The 18,810-nt window shown below is 63.5% G+C and carries 19 protein-coding genes; 6 read left to right on the forward strand and 13 right to left on the reverse strand.

Going from position 1 to position 18,810, the window contains the following annotated elements:
* Positions 1 to 191: 191 nt before the first annotated feature.
* The 3 genes from CK222_RS20615 to CK222_RS20625 form a co-directional block, all read right to left on the reverse strand.
* Positions 192 to 800, reverse strand: coding sequence for a glutathione S-transferase family protein (locus CK222_RS20615; RefSeq protein ID WP_095801628.1), 609 nt, complete (start codon positions 798 to 800; stop codon positions 192 to 194).
* 87 nt (positions 801 to 887) lie between these two features.
* The gene (locus tag CK222_RS20620) at positions 888 to 1,763 is read right to left on the reverse strand and encodes an EAL domain-containing protein (RefSeq protein WP_095801629.1); all 876 of its coding nucleotides are present in this window, start codon (positions 1,761 to 1,763) and stop codon (positions 888 to 890) included.
* Positions 1,760 to 2,659 carry an EAL domain-containing protein gene (locus CK222_RS20625; RefSeq protein ID WP_067326657.1) on the reverse strand — a complete coding sequence of 300 codons (900 nt, stop codon included), beginning with the start codon at positions 2,657 to 2,659 and terminating at the stop codon, positions 1,760 to 1,762. The genes CK222_RS20620 and CK222_RS20625 overlap by 4 nt, the downstream gene beginning before the upstream one ends.
* A 205-nt stretch (positions 2,660 to 2,864) precedes the next feature.
* On the opposite strand from CK222_RS20625, the gene CK222_RS20630 reads away from it, so the two are divergent.
* Positions 2,865 to 4,067, forward strand: a complete 1,203-nt coding sequence (locus tag CK222_RS20630; RefSeq protein WP_095801630.1) for a pyridoxal phosphate-dependent aminotransferase — start codon at positions 2,865 to 2,867, stop codon at positions 4,065 to 4,067.
* Between the two features lie 61 nt (positions 4,068 to 4,128).
* On the opposite strand, the gene CK222_RS20635 is transcribed toward CK222_RS20630, so the two are convergent.
* Positions 4,129 to 4,524, reverse strand: a complete 396-nt coding sequence (locus CK222_RS20635; protein ID WP_095801631.1) for a cupin domain-containing protein — start codon at positions 4,522 to 4,524, stop codon at positions 4,129 to 4,131.
* Positions 4,525 to 4,797: 273 nt separating this feature from the next.
* On the opposite strand from CK222_RS20635, the gene CK222_RS20640 reads away from it, so the two are divergent.
* Positions 4,798 to 6,849, forward strand: a complete 2,052-nt coding sequence (locus tag CK222_RS20640; RefSeq protein ID WP_067326663.1) for an elongation factor G — start codon at positions 4,798 to 4,800, stop codon at positions 6,847 to 6,849.
* 821 nt (positions 6,850 to 7,670) lie between these two features.
* On the opposite strand, the gene CK222_RS20645 is transcribed toward CK222_RS20640, so the two are convergent.
* Both CK222_RS20645 and trxB read right to left on the reverse strand, forming a co-directional pair.
* Positions 7,671 to 8,567: a LysR family transcriptional regulator gene (locus CK222_RS20645; protein WP_095777339.1), complete on the reverse strand. Its 897-nt coding sequence runs from the start codon at positions 8,565 to 8,567 to the stop codon at positions 7,671 to 7,673.
* A 72-nt stretch (positions 8,568 to 8,639) separates the two neighbouring features.
* Positions 8,640 to 9,614, reverse strand: a complete 975-nt coding sequence (gene trxB, locus CK222_RS20650) for a thioredoxin-disulfide reductase (RefSeq protein WP_095801632.1) — start codon at positions 9,612 to 9,614, stop codon at positions 8,640 to 8,642.
* Between the two features lie 220 nt (positions 9,615 to 9,834).
* On the opposite strand from trxB, the gene CK222_RS20655 reads away from it, so the two are divergent.
* Complete coding sequence (locus tag CK222_RS20655; RefSeq protein WP_066994506.1) at positions 9,835 to 10,311, forward strand: Lrp/AsnC family transcriptional regulator; 477 nt, start codon at positions 9,835 to 9,837, stop codon at positions 10,309 to 10,311.
* 68 nt (positions 10,312 to 10,379) lie between these two features.
* Here CK222_RS20655 and CK222_RS20660 read toward each other — a convergent pair whose 3' ends face one another.
* The 5 genes from CK222_RS20660 to CK222_RS20680 all read right to left on the reverse strand — a co-directional run bounded on the left by CK222_RS20660 (position 10,380) and on the right by CK222_RS20680 (position 14,263).
* On the reverse strand, positions 10,380 to 11,012 hold the full coding sequence (locus CK222_RS20660) for an HAD family hydrolase (protein ID WP_095801633.1): 633 nt from the start codon (positions 11,010 to 11,012) through the stop codon (positions 10,380 to 10,382).
* A complete protein-coding gene (locus CK222_RS20665) occupies positions 11,005 to 11,577 on the reverse strand; it encodes an SIS domain-containing protein (RefSeq protein WP_067326675.1) in 573 nt (190 codons plus the stop codon). The genes CK222_RS20660 and CK222_RS20665 overlap by 8 nt, the downstream gene beginning before the upstream one ends.
* A gap of 7 nt (positions 11,578 to 11,584) precedes the next feature.
* A complete protein-coding gene (gene rfaE1, locus CK222_RS20670) occupies positions 11,585 to 13,075 on the reverse strand; it encodes a D-glycero-beta-D-manno-heptose-7-phosphate kinase (RefSeq protein ID WP_095801634.1) in 1,491 nt (496 codons plus the stop codon).
* A 148-nt stretch (positions 13,076 to 13,223) separates the two neighbouring features.
* On the reverse strand, positions 13,224 to 13,856 hold the full coding sequence (locus CK222_RS20675) for a LysE family translocator (RefSeq protein WP_095801635.1): 633 nt from the start codon (positions 13,854 to 13,856) through the stop codon (positions 13,224 to 13,226).
* A gap of 47 nt (positions 13,857 to 13,903) precedes the next feature.
* Complete coding sequence (locus tag CK222_RS20680; RefSeq protein ID WP_210201936.1) at positions 13,904 to 14,263, reverse strand: thioesterase family protein; 360 nt, start codon at positions 14,261 to 14,263, stop codon at positions 13,904 to 13,906.
* A 316-nt stretch (positions 14,264 to 14,579) separates the two neighbouring features.
* On the opposite strand from CK222_RS20680, the gene rfaD reads away from it, so the two are divergent.
* Genes rfaD through waaC form a run of 3 tightly spaced genes read left to right on the forward strand, consistent with a single transcriptional unit; the run spans position 14,580 to position 17,481 of the window.
* Positions 14,580 to 15,530: an ADP-glyceromanno-heptose 6-epimerase gene (rfaD, locus tag CK222_RS20685; RefSeq protein ID WP_095801637.1), complete on the forward strand. Its 951-nt coding sequence runs from the start codon at positions 14,580 to 14,582 to the stop codon at positions 15,528 to 15,530.
* On the forward strand, positions 15,503 to 16,510 hold the full coding sequence (waaF, locus tag CK222_RS20690) for a lipopolysaccharide heptosyltransferase II (protein ID WP_095801638.1): 1,008 nt from the start codon (positions 15,503 to 15,505) through the stop codon (positions 16,508 to 16,510). Before rfaD ends, waaF begins: the two co-directional genes overlap by 28 nt.
* On the forward strand, positions 16,507 to 17,481 hold the full coding sequence (waaC, locus tag CK222_RS20695; RefSeq protein ID WP_095801639.1) for a lipopolysaccharide heptosyltransferase I: 975 nt from the start codon (positions 16,507 to 16,509) through the stop codon (positions 17,479 to 17,481). Before waaF ends, waaC begins: the two co-directional genes overlap by 4 nt.
* A 3-nt stretch (positions 17,482 to 17,484) precedes the next feature.
* On the opposite strand, the gene greA is transcribed toward waaC, so the two are convergent.
* A complete protein-coding gene (gene greA / locus CK222_RS20700) occupies positions 17,485 to 17,958 on the reverse strand; it encodes a transcription elongation factor GreA (RefSeq protein ID WP_027168132.1) in 474 nt (157 codons plus the stop codon).
* Positions 17,959 to 18,234: 276 nt separating this feature from the next.
* On the reverse strand, positions 18,235 to 18,774 hold the full coding sequence (locus tag CK222_RS20705; RefSeq protein WP_095781311.1) for a tetratricopeptide repeat protein: 540 nt from the start codon (positions 18,772 to 18,774) through the stop codon (positions 18,235 to 18,237).
* Positions 18,775 to 18,810: the final 36 nt, after the last annotated feature.

Here is an 18,810-nt window from a genome sequence, read left to right on the forward strand (position 1 = left end):
CGACATCCATCCCTCCATTTCAAAAGGTGGGAGAGCTTTGGTCGGCGAGGATAAACGACACTTATCGGGCCTTGGCCCTCGAAAGCGCTGATGCTTCGACTGGATCTGGATCGGCACCCCATGCCGAATACGATCGTCTCATCAAATAGCCAGCATTCGGCGGCTGCAAAATGCTGCGGCATAGAAACAGACTACCCCACCCACTCGATCGGCACGTGCCCCTTGTCCGTCTCGACCCGCTTCAGCCACTCCACCACGGCCGGATAGGCGTCGAGCTGGAAACCGCCCATCTCGGCGGTGTGAGTGTAGGCATAGAGCGCAATGTCGGCGACGCTGTAGCTGGCGCCGGCAAAAAAGGCGTTCTGCTCCAGATGCTTGTTCATCACGCCGAGCGCCTTGTTGCCGCGCTCCAAGGTCAGCGCCAACCGTTCCGGCGTCGCATCCTTCGCCCTCTCGGGAAATGTGAGCAGCGCCTTGCGCACCGCGATATAGGGCTCGTGGCTGTACTGCTCGAAGAACAGCCACTGATACGCCAGCGCCCGCTCATATCTGTCGGCCGGCAGGAAGCGCGTGCCTTCGGCGAGATAGAGCAGAATGGCGTTGGATTCAGCGATGCGTCGGCCGTCGTCGAGCTCGAGCAGCGGCACCATCGCGTTGGGGTTCTTGGCGACATAGTCGGCCTTGCGCGTCTCGCCGGTGTGCGAGCTCACTTCGATGCGGGTGAAGGGAATGCCGAGCTTTGCCATCAACAGACGCGGCTTGTAGCAATTGCCGCTGTCGATCATGTCATAAAGGATCATGGCCCCTCTCCGCGCGCGACGAACGATCGGCAGCCTCTAACTCGCCTGTGCGGAGTTCATCCAGTGATTTGTTTTTGAGTGAAAGCATCAGCGGCGCTGATGCAAAGGCACTACCTTGTTGTCCATGCCGAGCAGCGCATCGATCGCCAGCGGCTCTTCGTTGAAGATGGTGCCGGCGAGCGCCGGGCGGGCGAGGTGATATCCTTGCAGGAGGTCGACGCCGCCATCGAGCGCGACGCGCAGATGCGTGGCATGCTCGATGCCCTCGACCAGCACCTTGGCGCCGCGGTCGTGCAGCGTCGAAACCAGCGGCCGGAAGAACCGCTCGGCGGCGGCATGGCGGCAGAACTCGGCGAACCAGCCGCCGTCGATCTTGACGATGTCGGGCGACAGCAGGCCGATGCGCGCTTCGGTCGAATGTCCGGTGCCGAAGTCATCGATGGCGATGCGGACACCGCCACGCCTCATCTCGCGCACGAGGCGGGCGAGCACATGCTCGTCGGCTGCCTGCTCGGTGATCTCGCAGACCAGCATGGCCGGCTCGAGGCCGAAATCGCCGAGATGCCTGGCCATCAGCCGGATCTCGGCGAGCGCCCGTCCGAGATGATCGTTGATCATCGGATTGTAGTTGAAGAACAGGGTAAGGCCATCGACGCCGATGTTGCGGTAGTTGCCGAGATGCAGCATCCGGCACATCGTCTCGACGAACAGCCGGTCCTTTGCCGCAACGCTGTCGAAGAAAACTTGCGGCGCAACCGGCGTCGCGACGCGCCGCGGCTCGATCAGCGCCTCGACGGCGACGGGTTGCAGCGATCTGCCACGCGGCGCGAAGATCGGCTGGTAGGCGCTCCACAGCCGGAACCCGCCATAGACGCCGAATTGAAGGCCGATCTCGTCTTCGAAGATCGCTTCGGCGACACTTCGCCGCCTTTCGGGGCGCTGCCTGTCGGGCCGCCCGATCATGGCGTCACCTTGCGCCCAAACGCCTTGGTTGGGCGAGCTGACGCCACCGGAGCGGGACTGGCGGCCGCTGTCGTCTTGCCCTGCCCGGCCGCGGGCGCCTGCACACTCTTGCCGAAGACGCGAAGACTGGTCGAGGCCAGCTCCGGCCGGGCAAGCACATAGCCTTGCACCATTGACGCCCCGGATTTCTCGGCGAGCTCGAGCTGCCAGCCTTCCTCGATGCCTTCGAAAACCGTGCGGATGCCCTGATTTTCGAAGCTCGTCACCATCGTCGTCAGCAGCGCGAATCCGGCTCCGGACTCCATCAGCTGCGTGATCCAGTTGGCGTCGAATTTGACGATGTCCGGCCGCAATTCCTTTATGCGGTTGATGTCGGATTCGTCGGCGCCGTAATCGTCGACGGCGATGCGGAACCCGTTGGCGCGCAGCGCCTCGACGAAGCTGTAGAGCGTTTCCTGCGAAGCCGATTTCTGCTCGGTGACCTCGCACACGATACGGCGCGGGTCGATGCCGGCCTCGTGCAGCACCAGCCGCATGTCGCGCAGCGCCTTGTCGACGATGGCGCGGTCGGTGAACACCGACGGATCGAAATTGACGAAAATCGACGCCTCTTGCGGCAGACAGCCGCCGGCGTTGAGCAGATGCAGCGTCCTGGTCAGCGCCTCGATATGCAGCCGGTCGCCTGCGGGGCAAGTGCCGAAGAAGCTCATCGGCGATTGCGGCTCACCGTCGCGGAACGGGCGGATAAGCCCCTCGAAGGCGACGAGCGAAAGCTTGCCTCCATCGAAGGCGAAGATTGGCTGGAAGGCGCTCTGCAGCGTGTAGATTCCCCAGACACCGCTTGAGGTGCCGTCATCATGACGGATGATATGGGCAAGCCCGATGCTGCGCGACAAAGGTCCCTCGCTCCGCAGAATAAGCGGAATTCGATCTGCCATCCTGCCAGCCAAGGGTTTACCGCTCGTTGATGAATTTATAGTTGCCGCTCACGCCACCTTGACCTCTGGATCACCCGACAATGCTTGCGCTTGGCCCGATGATGCGACATGAGAGGCGCCGCGGCCGCTCCTGGCCGCGCCCCTCTCTTGGAGACGCTCTGTCATGGCCTTTCTTGCCGACGCCCTTTCCCGCGTGAAGCCTTCCGCGACCATCGCGGTGACGCAGAAAGCGCGTGAGCTGAAAAATGCCGGCCGTGACGTCATCGGCCTCGGCGCCGGCGAGCCGGACTTCGACACGCCCGATAACATCAAGAACGCGGCGATCGAGGCGATCCGGCGTGGCGAGACCAAGTACCCGCCGGTCTCCGGCATCGCGCCGCTGCGCGAGGCGATCGCGAAAAAATTCAAGCGGGAGAACAATCTCGACTACCGACCGGAGCAGACCATCGTCGGCACCGGCGGCAAGCAGATCCTGTTCAACGCCTTCATGGCGACGCTGAACCCCGGCGACGAGGTCATCATCCCGCGCCCCTATTGGGTGAGCTACCCGGAAATGGTGGCGATCTGTGGCGGCACGTCCGTCTTTGCCGACACCTCGATCGACAACGGCTTCAAGCTAACGGCTGAGGTGCTGGAAAGGGCGATCACGCCGAAGACGAAATGGCTGCTGATGAACTCGCCGTCCAACCCATCGGGCGCCGCTTACACCGAGCGTGAACTCAGGGCCCTGGCCGACGTGCTGCTCAAGCACCCGCATGTCTGGACGCTGACCGACGACATGTATGAGCACCTGACCTATGGCGACTTCTTCTTCAAGACCATCGCCGAGGTCGAACCGAGCCTCTACGAGCGCACGCTGACCATGAACGGCGTGTCGAAGGCCTATGCCATGACCGGCTGGCGTATCGGCTACGCCGCCGGCCCGGTGCCGCTGATCAAGGCAATGGACATGATCCAGGGCCAGCAGACTTCCGGCGCCTGCACCATCGCGCAATGGGCGTCCGTCGAGGCGCTCAACGGCCCGCAGGACTTCATCGCCAAGAACAAGGCGATCTTCCAGGGCCGGCGCGACCTCGTCGTGTCGATGCTCAACCAGGCGCGCGGCATCTCGTGCCCATCGCCGGAAGGCGCCTTCTACGTCTATCCGTCCTGCGCTGAGCTGATCGGCAAGAAGACGAAGGCCGGCAAGGTCATCGACAATGACGAAGCCCTCTGCTCGGAGCTGCTCGACGCCGAAGGCGTTGCCGTTGTGTTCGGATCGGCCTTCGGCCTCGGCCCGAACTTCCGCATCTCCTACGCAACATCGGAGGCGCTGCTGGAGGAAGCCTGCACCCGCATCCAGCGCTTCACTGCGTCGCTGACCTGATCGGCAACGCCGCCATCCACAAAACCACCCGGCTTCGCGCCGGGTTTTTGTTGGACGGCAATCAGCCGCCATACTGTTCGTCGGAGACCGCCTCGAGCCACTCGGCATGGACGCCGTCCAGCGCTTCCTGCATGGCGACATGCGTCATCGTGGTCTTCGGCCCGGCGCCGTGCCAGTGCTTTTCGCCCGGCGCGAAGGAGATGACGTCGCCGGCCCTGATCACCTCGATCGGCCCGCCCCACGTTTGCGCAAGCCCGGCGCCGGCGGTGACATAGAGCGTCTGGCCGAGCGGGTGCGTGTGCCAATGCGTGCGGGCGCCCGGTTCGAAACTGACCAGGGTCGCCCTCAGCCGCGCCGGCGCCTCCTTCTCGATGATCGGCGTCTGCAGCACCTTGCCGGTGAAATACTTTTCAGGCGCGATGATCGTCGGCACGCTGCCGCACGCAATGATCCTCATCGTAGAAACTCTCAAATCGTTAGGGACCGTCCGCCGCAGCGGGAGGTCAGTTTCTTGCTATATGGCGACCGACGCAATCGCCTTTGAGCGCTTGAGCCACCGGGCTGTTCGAAACCGAGCACAAAACCAAAGCCGGCGCATTTCCTATTTTCCTTGCCCTCTCCGCTAACCCGTGTGACGATGGCCTTGGCAGGTGGTGAGCAACAACCCCGCCCGCGACGGCTGAACAGGCCGGCCGCCGCTCCCAGGGAAACGCCTGAGTGGAGGTCAGCCATGGGTAATCGCGCCGGAGGACGACGCACGGGACCGAAATGCATCGCCATAGTCGGTCCCTTCGCAAGCGGTAAGACGACACTTCTCGAAGCTATCCTCGCCCGCACGGGCGCCATTCCCCGCCAGAATCCCGTCTCATCGGGCAACACGGTTTCCGATCATTCGCCAGAAGCCCGCGCCCACGCCATGAGCGTCGAGGCGACCTTTGCCACGACGGAATTCATGGGCGAGCAGTTCACCTTCGTCGATTGCCCCGGTTCAATCGAGTTCGCCTTCGAGGCGGAGCCGGTGCTTGCCGCCTGCGATGTCGCCGTGGTCGTGGCCGAAGCGGACGAAAAGAAGATACCCGCGCTTCAGCTCATCATGCGCAAGCTCGACGATCTCGGCGTGCCGCGCATCCTGTTCCTCAACAAGGTGGACAAGGCGGTCGCCGGCGTGCGCGAGACGCTAAAGATGCTGCAGCCGGCCAGCTCGGCGCCGCTGCTGCTGCGCCAGATTCCATTGCGCAAGGATGGTGTCGTCATCGGCTCGATCGATCTGGCCTTGGAGCGCGCCTATGTCTACCGCGAATATGCCGAAAGCCAGGTCGCCGAGATTCCGGACGACGACAAGGCGCGCGAGCTCGAGGCACGGTTCTCGATGCTGGAGACGCTGGCCGACCATGACGACCAGCTGATGGAGCAGTTGCTGGAGGAGATCGAGCCGCCGAAGGACGCGATCTTCGATGACCTTGCCGCTGACCTGCGCGCCGGCTCGGTGACGCCGGTGCTGATCGGTACCGCCGAGAAGGGCAACGGTGTGCTGCGCCTGTTGAAAGCTATCCGCCACGACGCGCCTGACGTCGAGGCGACGCGCAAGCGCCTTGGCGCGCCTGATGGCAGCCAGACGGTCGTGCAGGTGATGAAGACCATCCACACCGCGCATGGCGGCAAACTGTCTATTTCGCGTGTGCTTTCCGGCCAGGTGGCCGACGCGGCCGAACTCTTCCTCTCCAGCGGCGACACGACGAAGGTCTCCGGCATCTACAAGATGCTTGGCAAAGACCAGTTGAAGCTGCCGTCGGCCAAGGCTGGCGATACCGTCGCGCTCGGCAAGCTCGACAATGTCAGGACCGGCCAAACGCTGAGTTCGGCCAAGGGCGGCATCAAGCCGCTGATCGCCCTGGAGCCCCCGCAACCGGTGTTCGCATTCGCTTTGCGCCCCAAGGAGCGCAAGGACGAAGTCAAGATGTCGGCAGCGATCCAGAGGCTAGCCGAGGAAGACCCCTCGCTCAGCCTGCACCACAACCAGGACTCCGCGGAGACCGTATTGTCGGGCCATGGCGAGATGCACCTGCGCGTCGTGCGCGAGCGGCTTGAAGGCAAGAACCAGATCCCGATCGATGGCCATTCGCCGGCCGTTCCCTATCGCGAGACGATCCGCAAATCCGCGCAGCAGCGCGGCCGCCACAAGAAACAGTCGGGCGGCCACGGCCAGTTCGGCGACGTGGTGATCGAGATCAAGCCGCTGCCGCGCGGCACGGGTTTCCAGTTCACCGACACCATCACCGGCGGCGTCGTGCCAAAAACCTACATCCAGTCGGTGGAGACCGGCATCCGCGACTATCTGAAATCCGGTCCGCTCGGCTTCCCGGTGGTCGATGTCGCCGTCAACCTTTCGGATGGCTCCTATCATGCGGTCGACTCGTCCGACATGGCCTTCCAGATGGCGGCCAAGCTGGCGATGAAGGAAGGCATGGCGGCCTGTTCGCCGGTTCTGCTGGAACCGATCATGAAGGTCGAGATCGTCACGCCTTCAGATGCGACCTCGAGGATTATCGCTTTGATCCCGCAGCGGCGCGGCCAGATCCTTGGCTATGACGCGCGGCCCGGCTGGCCGGGCTGGGACGTGGTCGAAGCGACCATGCCCCAGGCCGAGATCGGCGACCTGATCATCGAGCTGCGCTCGGCGACGGCAGGCGTCGCCAGCTACAAGGCCGTCTTCGACCATATGGCCGAGCTGACCGGGCGCCTCGCCGACGAGGCGATGAACGCCAACGGCAAGGCCGCCTGATCGGATCTTGTTGAAGACGCGAAAACGGCGCCCGGATCGTCCGGGCGCCGTTCTTATTGCGGACTGTCTTCCTTGGGAGGCAACGGCAGGTCCGCCGCATCAGGAAATGGATCGGACGCGGTAGCTGCCTGAGCCCGGCCTGTCCGAGTGATGCCCCCATCTCCCGGACCGACCAACCGCGTCCTATGATCTACCTAATCGATAGAGTGCGTCTGCGACATGTTACCCGATGTTACATGTCACTGTTACGCGGGCCGCGCGCACGCATTTCTGGTGTCGGCGTGACTTCGGCGCAACAAAAAAGCCGGATCAATAAAGATCCGGCTGAGTTTGATTGGAAGTGCCGATTAGGGCTAACCTCCAGAGGGGAACACTCGAGGGCGCTAATGGGAGGAGAACGCGCCCTGGAGATGAACTATATATGTGCTCATCATGCTCAAGAAACAAGCATCTATTTTGCAACACACGCATGCAAAAAGAGGTAGGCTGTGGTCTAATCCGTCGCGAGAACCGATAGGACCAGAAAAAATCGCCGAATCCAGAGCCGTTCCGGACTGAAAGCGATCGCTGATATGCAAACCGGGTCAGATTCCGGTGCCGAAATACGCTAAATTCACAATGATGCGAACTTGGGCTGGTCGCGTTTATTTCTGCGGCAGGAGAGCCCGATGCGAACTTTTTCGGCAATTGCCGGCAGCGCCTTGTTCTTTGTCTCCGCCCCGGGCGCGCTGTCGCCGGCTGGCTGCCCCACGCCATGGCGCGCTTAAGTCCCTGTCGTGGGCCAGGTCAGGCCGGCACCACCCGAATATCGGCAGGTCCTGCTAGTAGGACCAACTGCGCGCCTTGGCGATGATGAAATCGCGGAACACGTGCAGCTTCGCCTGGTTCTTCATCGCGTCGGGATAGGCGAAATAGGTGTCGAAGGACGGCACCTCGGTTTCGGGCAGCAACTGGACGAGGTTCGAGTCCTTGTTGATGACGTAGTCGGGCAGCATGGCGATGCCGGCGCCGCCCTGGACCGCGCGCTTGATCGACAGGATGTCGTTGATCTGCAGCGTCGGCACTCTTTGCCCGCCCTCGAAATCGCCGACCGTCTCCAGCCAGTTCAGCTCCGACAGATGCGAAGGCACCGGCACGCCGAAGGTGACGATCCGGTGGTTCCTGAGCTCGGCGATCGAGGCGGGCTTGCCGAACTTCGCCACGTAGGAAGGCGACGCATAAAGGTGGAAATGCACCGTAAACAGCCGGCGCTGGATAAGATCCGGCTGCTGCGGCTGGCGCAGGCGGATGGCGCAATCGGCTTGGCGCATGGTGAGGTCGAGCTCCTCGTTGGCGAGGATGAGCTGCAGGCTGATCTCGGGGTAGAGCTCGATGAATTCCTGCACGCGCTCGGTCAGCCAGCCGGCCCCGAGCCCCACCGTTGTCGTGACCCTCAGCACGCCGGACGGGCGATCCTTTGTCTCGGTCAGCCGCGACTTGATCGTCTCCAGCTTCATCAGCACGTCATGTGCCGTGCGGAACAGCATCTCGCCCTGCTCGGTCAACACGAGGCCACGCGCGTGGCGATGGAACAGCGCCACGCCGACGTCGTGCTCCAGTGCGCTGACCTGCCGCGAGATCGCCGACTGCGACAGATGCAGCGTTTCGGCGGCATGGGTAAACGACCCAGCCTCCGCCGCAGCGTGAAACACGCGTAGCTTGTCCCAGTCCAGCGCCATGATTCCCCTCGTGTTGCCTTTGGCGTCTGAATGAAAAATCAGGCTTTTAAACGGCTTTTTTCAGCCGATCGATTATTCCGCCGCTTCGCGGTGAACCTCGATCCCCGCCAGATATTTCTCCGCCTCGAGCGCGGCCATGCAACCGAGCCCGGCAGCTGTAACCGCTTGCCGGTAGACATCGTCGGTGACGTCGCCGGCGGCGAAAACGCCGGGAACGTCGGTACGGGTCGAATCGGGCGCCGTCCACAGATAGCCGTTCGGCTTCTGCTTCAGCTTGCCGATGAAAAGCTCGACCGCCGGCGCATGGCCGATCGCGACAAAGACGCCATCGACCTGCAGCCGCGACACTTCGCCCGTCACCACATTGCGCAGCTTCAAGCCGTCGACCGAAGGCGGCAGCGGTGCCTTGCCCGGCTGCCCGGTGATCTCGTCGACGACGGTATCCCAGATGATGCGGACATTGTCCTTCTTGAACAGCCGCTCGCGCAGGATACGCTCGGCGCGGAAATCGTTGCGGCGGTGAATCACGGTGACGCTCCTGGCGAGGTTGGCGAGGTAGAGCGCCTCCTCCACCGCCGAATTGCCGCCGCCGACCACGGCGACATCCTTGCCGCGATAGAAGAAGCCGTCGCAGGTGGCGCAGGCCGAGACGCCGAAGCCCATGAACGTCTGCTCGGACGGGATACCCAGCCACTTGGCTTGCGCGCCGGTGGCGATGATCAAAGCGTCGGCGGTGTAGACGGTGCCGGAATCGCCGGTGGCGCGAAACGGCCGCACATTGAGGTCGACCTCGGTGATGATGTCGTTGACGATCTCGGTGCCGACATGCTCGGCCTGCTTGAGCATCTCCTCCATCAGCCAGGGGCCCTGGATCGGATCGGCGAAGCCCGGATAGTTTTCGACGTCGGTGGTGATCATCAACTGACCGCCCTGCTGCAGGCCGGCGACAAGCATCGGCTTCAGCATGGCGCGGGCGGCATAGATCGCCGCGGTGTAGCCGGCCGGCCCGGAGCCGATGATGAGAACGGGCGCGTGTTTGGTGTTCATGAAAAAGTCCCCTGCGGCGCGAGGGCCGTGGTTTTGTTGCCGGTAATGTAAGTGCTGCCCGCCAAGCCAGCAAGGCAGCTTGGCCTTCGTCCCCGGAAAGCTTCATAGCGGTATACAGGGCCTTATCGCAGCCAGTTGCAGAAAAATCATCGCAAAGGGATGGCCTCGTGCGCGAAACCAAATTACAAAATCGCGAAAGATTCTTGCGCGAAAGCCAATCATGCCGCTCAAAGCCGATCTCGACGCCATCGATTGGAAGATCCTGCGAGAGCTGCAGAGTGACGGTCGTATGACCAATGTCGAGTTGTCCGGCCGCGTCGGCATCTCGGCACCGCCTTGCCTGCGCCGCGTCAGGCGACTGGAAGAGGCCGGCATCATCCGCGGTTACCGTGCGCTCCTCAATGCGCCGGCGCTCGGCATGGATGTCGTCGCCTTCTGCCTGATCGGCCTGCACCATCAGGCCGACGCCGAGCTCAAGGCTTTTGCCGAGCGGACGAGGGGCTGGCCGATCGTTCGCGATGCCTGGATGGTGTCGGGCGAGTCCGATTTCCTGCTGCATTGCGTGGCAAGCGACCTTGGCACCTTCCAGACCTTCGTCATCGAGGAGCTCGCCTCGGCGCCCAATGTCGACACGGTGCGCACCGCGCTGACCATCCGCCGGGTCAAGGATGAGGGGCTGGTCGCCTTTCCGGCTTAATGCGCCGGCTTCCGGTGAAGCCGCTGGAAAAACAGCGGTTTGGCGCTCAATTTTGAATCAATCCGCGATCATTGCGATCGTATCGCGGTGAGCAGACCTTCCAGGTCCCGCACATCGCGCAGCGGCAAAACGGAAAAGCCGCCCATCGGTGTGGCTTCGCCATCGACAAGCCAGCCGCGCTCGAGGCCGGCGCGCTGGCCTGCTTCCATGTCGGCCGGCTTGTCGCCGACGATCAGCGATCGCTTGAGATCGAGGCCGAGGCGGCGCCCTGCCTCGAGCAGCATGCCCGGATTGGGCTTGCGCATCGGATGATCGGCGATCGCCAGCGGCCCCGAACCGGCTTCGTGGTAGGCGCAGGCCAGCACCATGTCGACGGCTGCGTTCTTCTCGGCAAGCAGGTCGAGAACCCGCTGATTGACCCGGGCGAAAGCATTCCAGCCAAAATAGCCGCGCGCGATACCGGACTGGTTGGTGATGACGACGACCGGGATGCCGCGCCGATTCGCGGCTTCTATGGCAGGCGCGATACCGTCGCGCAGCACCATGGCGTCCGGATCGTCAGGATAGCCGGTATCGATATTGATGGTGCCGTCACGGTCTAGAAACAGTGCCGGCAGGCCAGCCGGAAACGCCTTGGCGCCAATCCGCTCGATCCACTGGCCAGGCTCGACGAGCGGAAAATCCCCGTCGCGGTCAGCCATTGCTGAGACGCGCTTCGACCGCCTCGCACAGATGGTGATAGAGGCAGAGATGCCCCTGCTGGATGATCGGCGTCGAGGTCGACGGCACGCTGAGCAAGATGTCCGTGAGCGGCTTGAGCTTGCCGCCGGTGTCGCCGGTGAGGCTGATCACCGTCATGCCCATGGCCCGCGCCTGCTCGGCGGCGGCAAGGATGCTCGGCGAATTGCCGCTGGTGGAGATGGCGAGCAATACCGCGCCTTCCGACCCATGCGCCTCGACCTGGCGTGAGAAGACGGTGTCGAAGCCGTAGTCGTTGCCCCAGGCGGTCAGCACCGCCGCATTGGCCGGCAGCGCGATGACATTGTAGGCCTTGCGCTCTTTAAGGAACCGGCCGACCAGTTCGCCGGCGATGTGGATGGCGTCGCTCGCCGAGCCGCCATTGCCGCAGATCAGCAGCGCCTTGCCGTGTGACAGCGCCTTCACGACCGCGCTCACCGCGCGCTCCATCTCGCCGGTGAGATCGCGCTCGACCATTGCCGAGATCGCCGCCGCGGAGCGGACCAGATAGTCGTTCAGCTCGGACATGAAACCCTCAATTCGCGCCGCCGGCGCGCAGCTTGCCGATGGTTTTGGTGGTACTCTTGCCGGCGACGAGGTCGACCAGCACCACACGCCCGCCCGCGTTCTGCACCACGTCGGCGCCGACCACGGTCTCGATCGTGTAATCCGCGCCCTTGACCAGGATGTCGGGCAGAAGCGCCTCGATCAGCTTGAGCGGCGTGTCTTCCTCGAAGACGACAACGGCATCGACCGAGGCGAGCGCCGCGAGCACGCAGGCGCGGTCGTGCTGGTCGTTGACCGGACGTCCGGGCCCTTTCAGCCGGCGCACCGAGGCGTCGCTGTTCAAGCCGAGCACCAGCCGGTCGCATCGGCTGCGCGCGGCGTGCAGCAGGCTGACATGGCCGGCATGCAGAATGTCGAAGCAGCCATTGGTGAAGCCAACCGACAGCCCCTCCTCTTTCCAGGCCGCCACCATCCTGGCCGCCGCATTGGCGTCGAGAATGGCGTCCTTGTGGTCGACCGGTCCATGCGAGCGGAACAGCGCGCCGGAAAGCTCCTCCACTGTCAGCCGCGCCGTGCCGCGCTTGCCAACGACCACGCCGCCGGCGGCATTGGCGATTGTAGCAGCCTGCACCCGGTCGGCGCCCGCGGCGAGCGACAGCGCGAAGGTGGCGATGACCGTGTCGCCGGCGCCGGAGACGTCGAACACTTCGCGCGCCTGCGTGGAGATATGGCGGGCATCCTCCGCGGTGACCACGCTCATGCCCTTTTCGCTGCGCGTCGCGACGATGAACTCGAAGTCATGCGCGGCAATCAGGTCGCGTGCCGCAGCGACGATCTCGTCATCGCCGAAGACCGGGCGTCCGACCGCCTCGGCGAGTTCCTTGCGGTTGGGCGTGACCGCCGTCGCCCCGGCATAGCGCGCATAGTCGCGGCCCTTCGGGTCGATCAGCACCGGTTTTCCGGCATCGCGGCAGATCGCGATCAGTTCGGCCGCCACGCCGTCGAGCAGGATGCCCTTGCCGTAGTCGGACAGGATGACGATATCGGCGCGCGCAAGGGCAGCCTGGAAATGCTCGACAAGCGTCGCCCGCTCGCCACTGGACAACGGTTTGATTTCCTCCTCGTCGAAACGCAGCACCTGCTGGTTAAGCGCGCTGAAGCGGCTCTTCGACGAGGTCATGCGGTCCTGCCGCTGTGCAAGGCCGTCCGTATCGGCGCCAAGATCGCCGAGCATGCGCATGAGATTGTCGCCGGCCTGGTCGGCGCCGATGACGGACACCGGGATCGCGGCGCCGCCCAGTGAAACGATGTTGGAAACGACATTGCCGGCGCCGCCCAGGGCCACCACCTCGCCCCGCCCATGCAGCACCGGGATCGGCGCTTCAGGCGAGATCCGCTCGATGACGCCGTTGACGAAACGATCGAGGATGAAATCGCCGACCACCAGCACCGTGACCTCGCCGAAGTGGGCGATGGTGCGATGCAAGGGCTCCGGGGAAGGCAGATGGTGCTTGATCATCTCACTGGCACGCGCCGAAAACGGCGGTTCTTGATCGGGGTTGCAGCGCCGGAAAACCGGCGCTCTTCATTCTTCGCGATGCCGATATACCGCAATCGGGGCCAGCGCAACGGCGGCCGTATCGCGCACGGCCAAGGCGCCGGACGGATCAGCTCTTCTGCAAGGCGACATGGACGCCGAGACCGACAAGCACGGCGCCACCTGCGCGCTGCATAAGGCGCTGCGCGCGACCGGAGCGCCGCAGGCGCGCAATCATGGCGCCGGCGAGAAAGACGCAAACGATGTCGGCCGACGAGAACATCAGGTTGACGACGGTTCCCAGCACTACGAACTGCAGCCAAACCGGCAAGGTCGCCGAGGCATCGATGAACTGCGGCAGGAATGCCATGAAGAAGATTGCTGTCTTGGGATTGAGCACCTCGACCGTGATGCTTTCGAAAAAGGCGCGACGCGCCGATTTTCGCTCGATGGCCGGAAGCGTTCCGTTTCCCTGGATCTTGGCGCGGAACAGCGAAACACCGAGCCAGATCAGGTACAGCGCGCCGACAAGTTTGACCGCCATGTAAAGCGGCGGCACGGCGTGGAACAACACCGACAGTCCGGTTGCGGCGGCAAGGACATGGACATAGCCGCCGAGATGGATGCCGAGCGCCGCCGTCAGCCCCGACCAACGCCCGCGCGCCATGGTCTGCGCGGCGGCATAGAGCATGGCCGGTCCGGGAATGTAGGCGAAGATAGCCGTGGTGACGGAAAAGGCGATAAGCAGTTCGGTCGACGGCATCTTGATCCCTCACGATAGGAGCCGACTGAAGCGGGAGCTTTGCGGCCTCACTGTGGCGACGAACCGGTCTGCCCTGATTTGGCAAGAACACGCGCCATGAACTTGTCATGGTCGATGACCGCGCGCTCGTGGAAACCTTCGCCGATCAATCCATTCTCGTGGCTGCACGATACCTTGAAGCGCAGCTTTCGCCCCTGCACCGCGACAAGCTCGACATCGGCGGTGACGGTCATGCCGACGGGCGTCGCGGCGACATGGCTGACGTCGACATCGGTGCCGACGGTTCTCTCATGGCTGCTCAGGAACGGACGCAATGCCTCGACGCATGCCCATTCGATGAAGCCGACCATGAAGGCGGTGGCGAAAACCGGTGGCATGTCGCCGAAACCCGCAAAGGCCGTTGTCATGGCCGGAACCGTCAGGGAGTCGTCGACCCGCAGGGTTTGAACGTGGTGAAGGCCTGGCTTTAAATCGGATGTCATGGCTGATACCAACGGCAAGAACGCACACCGACGGCTCATGCCACAGCCCTCAATGGCACCATAGCTTGCTTCGATCGAAGACGTACCGTTCGGCGCGCCAGAGCTTATCTCGCGAGCCGTTCTGCCGATCCATCCCTACATTCGTCGTAGCCGATGCTCCACAGCCGGGGACCTTTTATCGACACCTGCTCGCGCCTCCCCTATAAGGGCCGGAATCGGCAACGAAACAAGGCTCACAAGGATGATCATCGTCACGGGCGGCGCCGGCATGATCGGCTCCAACATCGTCGCCGCGCTGAATGCCGAAGGCCATGACGATATCTTGGTCGTCGACGATCTGACCGACGGCCACAAGATCGCCAATCTGGCCGATCTCCGCATTGCTGACTATCTCGACAAGGACGAGCTTCCGGCCCGGCTCGAGGATGGCGGGCTGGGCCGCATCGACGCCGTCTTCCATCAGGGCGCCTGCTCGACCACCACCGAATGGAACGGCAAGTTCATGATGGACGTGAACTACGCTTATTCGAAGCGCCTGCTGCACGCCTGCCTGGCGCTGCGGGTGCCCTTCCTCTATGCCTCCTCGGCTTCGGTCTATGGCGGCGGCAGCGAGTTTCGCGAAGAGCCCGAATTCGAACGGCCACTCAACGTCTACGCCTATTCGAAGAAGCTGTTCGACGACTATGTCCGCCGCAATGTCTTCGACACCGATCACTCGCAGGTGGCCGGCCTGCGCTATTTCAACGTCTACGGGCCGCGCGAGGCGCATAAGGGCGCCATGGCCTCGGTCGCCTTCCATTTGTTCAACCAGGTCGAGCAGGGCCAGAACCCGAAGCTGTTCGGCGCCTATGGCGGGTTCGGCCCCGGCGAGCAGAGCCGCGACTTCATCCATGTCGGCGACGTCGCCGACGTCAATCTGTGGCTATGGAAGCGGGGCTCAAGCGGCATCTTCAACTGCGGCACCGGCCGCGCCCAGCCGTTCCGCGCCATCGCCGAGACGGTAATCGACACGCTCGGCAAGGGTGAGATCGAGTTCATTCCCTTCCCCGAACACCTGAAGGGCAGCTACCAGAGTTTTACCGAGGCGGATATGTCCCGCTTACGCACGGCCGGCTACAATGGCCAATTCCGCACCGTCGAAACCGGCGTCAGAGACTATGTCCAATGGCTGAAAGCCCAACGATCCTCGTGATCGGCCCACGCTGGGTGGGTGACATGGTCATGGCCCAGTGCCTGTTCGCGGCGCTGAAGGAAAAGCATCCGAATGCCGCGATCGACGTGCTCGCGCCGGCTTGGGCAGCGCCCCTGGTCAAGCGCATGTCCGAAATACGCTCCCAGATCGACTTTCCACTGATGCCCGGCACGCTCGAATTCCGCAGCCGCAGGCGCTTCGGCCGCCTGCTGCGCGGCCGCTACGACATGGCCTATGTGCTGCCGGGGAGCTGGAAATCGGCGCTGATCCCGTTCTTCGCCCGAATTCCGCGCCGCGTCGGCCATCTGAGGGAAATGCGCTACGGCCTGCTGACCGACATCGTCCCGCTGCCCGATGCGGTGAAGCGGCGCACGGCACGGGCCTATTTCGGCCTGGCGCGCGGCGGCACTTTTCGCCCGCCGAAGCTCACCGTCGATCTCACCAATCAGGCCGATCTGCTGGCGCGGTTCGGGCTCAGCGCAAAAGAATTCGTCACCCTGTTGCCGGGCGCCGAGTTCGGCCCGGCAAAGCGCTGGCCGAGCGAATACTATGCCGAGCTAGCCCGCGGGATGATGGCAAAAGGCCTGGGCGTCGCCTTGCTCGGCTCGAAGAACGACGCTGAGGTTACCGGCGAGATCGCGAGGCTTGCGCCGGGCGCCGTCGACCTTGCCGGCAGGACGAAGCTGGAGGATGCCATCGACCTGATCGCCGCGGCGAAGCTAGCCGTCTCGAACGACAGCGGGCTTATGCATGTGGCCGCCGCCGTCGACACGCCAATCGTCGCCGTCTATGGCTCGACCTCGCCCGAAAACACGCCGCCGCTGACCGATCGTTCGGAACTGATCTGGCTGCACCTCTCCTGCTCGCCCTGCCACAGCAAGGTCTGCCCGCTCGGCCATCTCAACTGCCTTAAGACGCTCGATGTCGCGCGGGTCGCCGCCGCCGCCGACCGGTTGCTTGAAATTCCTGCGACCGCATGAGGGTTCTCATCGTCAAGACATCATCGATGGGCGATGTCATCCACACCTTCCCGGCCGTCGAGGACGCGCTCCGCAATCGCCCGGACATAAGCTTCGACTGGTGCGTGGAAGAGGCCTTTGCCGCCGTCGTCGCCTTGCATCCGGCGATCGGAACCATCCACAAGGTGGCGCTCCGGCGCTGGCGCAAGAAGCCGTTCGACGGCGGCACATGGCGCGAGATGGCCGGCCTGCGACGTGCGCTTCGCTCGCGCCGCTATGACCTGGTTATCGATGCACAGGGGCTGTTGAAATCGGCCGTGGTCGCCAAGCAATCCGGCGCGCCGATCGCCGGCTTCGACCGCTCCAGCGCCCGCGAGCCCTCGGCGACGCTGCTTTACGAGCGCAAATACGCCGTGCCGCGCGAGTTGCACGCCATCGAGCGCACCAGACGCCTGTTCGGCCTGGCGCTGGGGTATCAGGCGGACCTCTCGACGCTCAGCTCCGGCATAGTGCCGCCGGCAGGCGGACTTTCCGGCGTCGAAGGTAAAACGGCTTTCCTGCTGCACGGCACCAGCCGCGAAGACAAGAAATGGCCGGTCGAAGACTGGGTCGAGACTGCGCGCCGATTGGTGTCGCAGCAATTTACACCGATCGTCACCTGGTCGAACGAAGCGGAGAAGCGTGTTGCCGAGGCGATCGCCGGCGCCGTGCCGGAAACGGTGCTGGTTCCGAAATCGCCGCTAGCGGATGTCGCTGCGATCCTCGGCCGGTCGACGCTCGTCATCGGCGCCGACACCGGCCTCACCCATCTCGCCAGCGCTTTCGGCCTGCCGACCGTCGCCATATTCCTGGCGACGGAGCCCGGCCTGACCGGCCCGCGCGGGCCCTATTCATCGACACTGCTGGCGCCCGCCGGCGGCAAAGTTACGCCGGCTGAAGTGATGGCTGAAGCGGAGCGGCTGCTGGCGCTCAGATCGGAAACGCCAGTCTAGGCCTCAAATAAATTGCACCTGGACGATCTCGTAACCCCGTGCGCCGCCCGGGGCGTTGACCTCGATGGCATCGCCGACTTCTTTGCCGATCAACGCGCGCGCGATCGGCGAGGAGATCGAGATACGGCCGGACTTCACGTCCGCTTCCTGGTCGCCGACGATTTGATAGGTCTTCTTTTCCTCGGTGTCCTCGTCGACCAGCACGACCGTGGCGCCGAACTTCACCTTGTCGCCGCTGAGCTTCGAGACATCGATCACCTCGGCGCGCGCGATCAAGTCCTCGAGCTCGTTGATACGGCCCTCATTGTGGCTCTGCGACTCTTTAGCCGCGTGGTACTCGGCATTTTCGGACAGGTCGCCATGCGAGCGCGCTTCGGAGATCGCCTCGATGATGCGTGGACGCTCTTCCTGCTGGCGCCAGCGCAGTTCTTCCTTCAATGACGCGAACCCCTCGCCTGTCATCGGGACCTTGATCATGATGCCTGACCTTTCCTGCCACTACCCCCGCTTTTCGGGAATAGCCTTGTCGTTGGGTACAAAAAGAAAACGGTCCGGCAGCCTCGGGCTAACGGAACCGTTTCACCACAATTTCCCTGAATATAGCGATCTCCGCGCGATTTTCACGCTCAAAAATGAAGTTCAGTAAAATCACCACCGCTTTCGCAAGGCCATCCGGCGCTAAATCCGCAATGCCGGCAGCAAAAAACCGGCTGCGATTGCTCGCAGCCGGCCTCGAAAAGCATCTGAGAAGAATCAGCTCCTCAGGAAACGCTCGATCTGTTCTGACAACATGCCGTATTCGCGCGAGCCTTTGCCGGTCCGCTTCTCGATTTCCTTGAGCTGCTCCTGCGCGCCGGCAAGATCGCCGATTTGCAGATGGGCCTCGCCGAGATATTCGCGCACCAGCGTGTAGTCGGGGTCGATGCGCAGCGCTTCCTCGTAATAGCCGAGGCCGACCGTGACACGGCCGGAATGGCGATGCGAATAGCCGAGATAGTTGAGAATGCGCGGATCCTGCTTGTTGGCGGCGAGCGTCAGCACCGAGATCGCCTCGTCGTAGCGCCCGGCCATCGCCAGATCGTGGCCTGCCTCGTAGATGCTGTCGTCATCCAGCATGCCGTACTGCGGCACGACGCATTTCTTCTTTTTCTTGTCCCAGACCTGACCCTTCTTGCATTGAGTGGTAGTCTGGCTGCCACCGCCACCGCCCTCGCCGGCGGTGAATGCAGGCGCCGCGAACAGCGGCAGGCTAACGGCAGCAGCCAAGACCTGAACAAGCAAACGTCTGCGCATCGGAGCCTCCTTGAGCGTGACAACGGCAGATTAACG

The sequence above is a fragment of the Mesorhizobium sp. WSM3866 genome, from assembly GCF_002294795.1.
GTDB lineage: Bacteria > Pseudomonadota > Alphaproteobacteria > Rhizobiales > Rhizobiaceae > Mesorhizobium.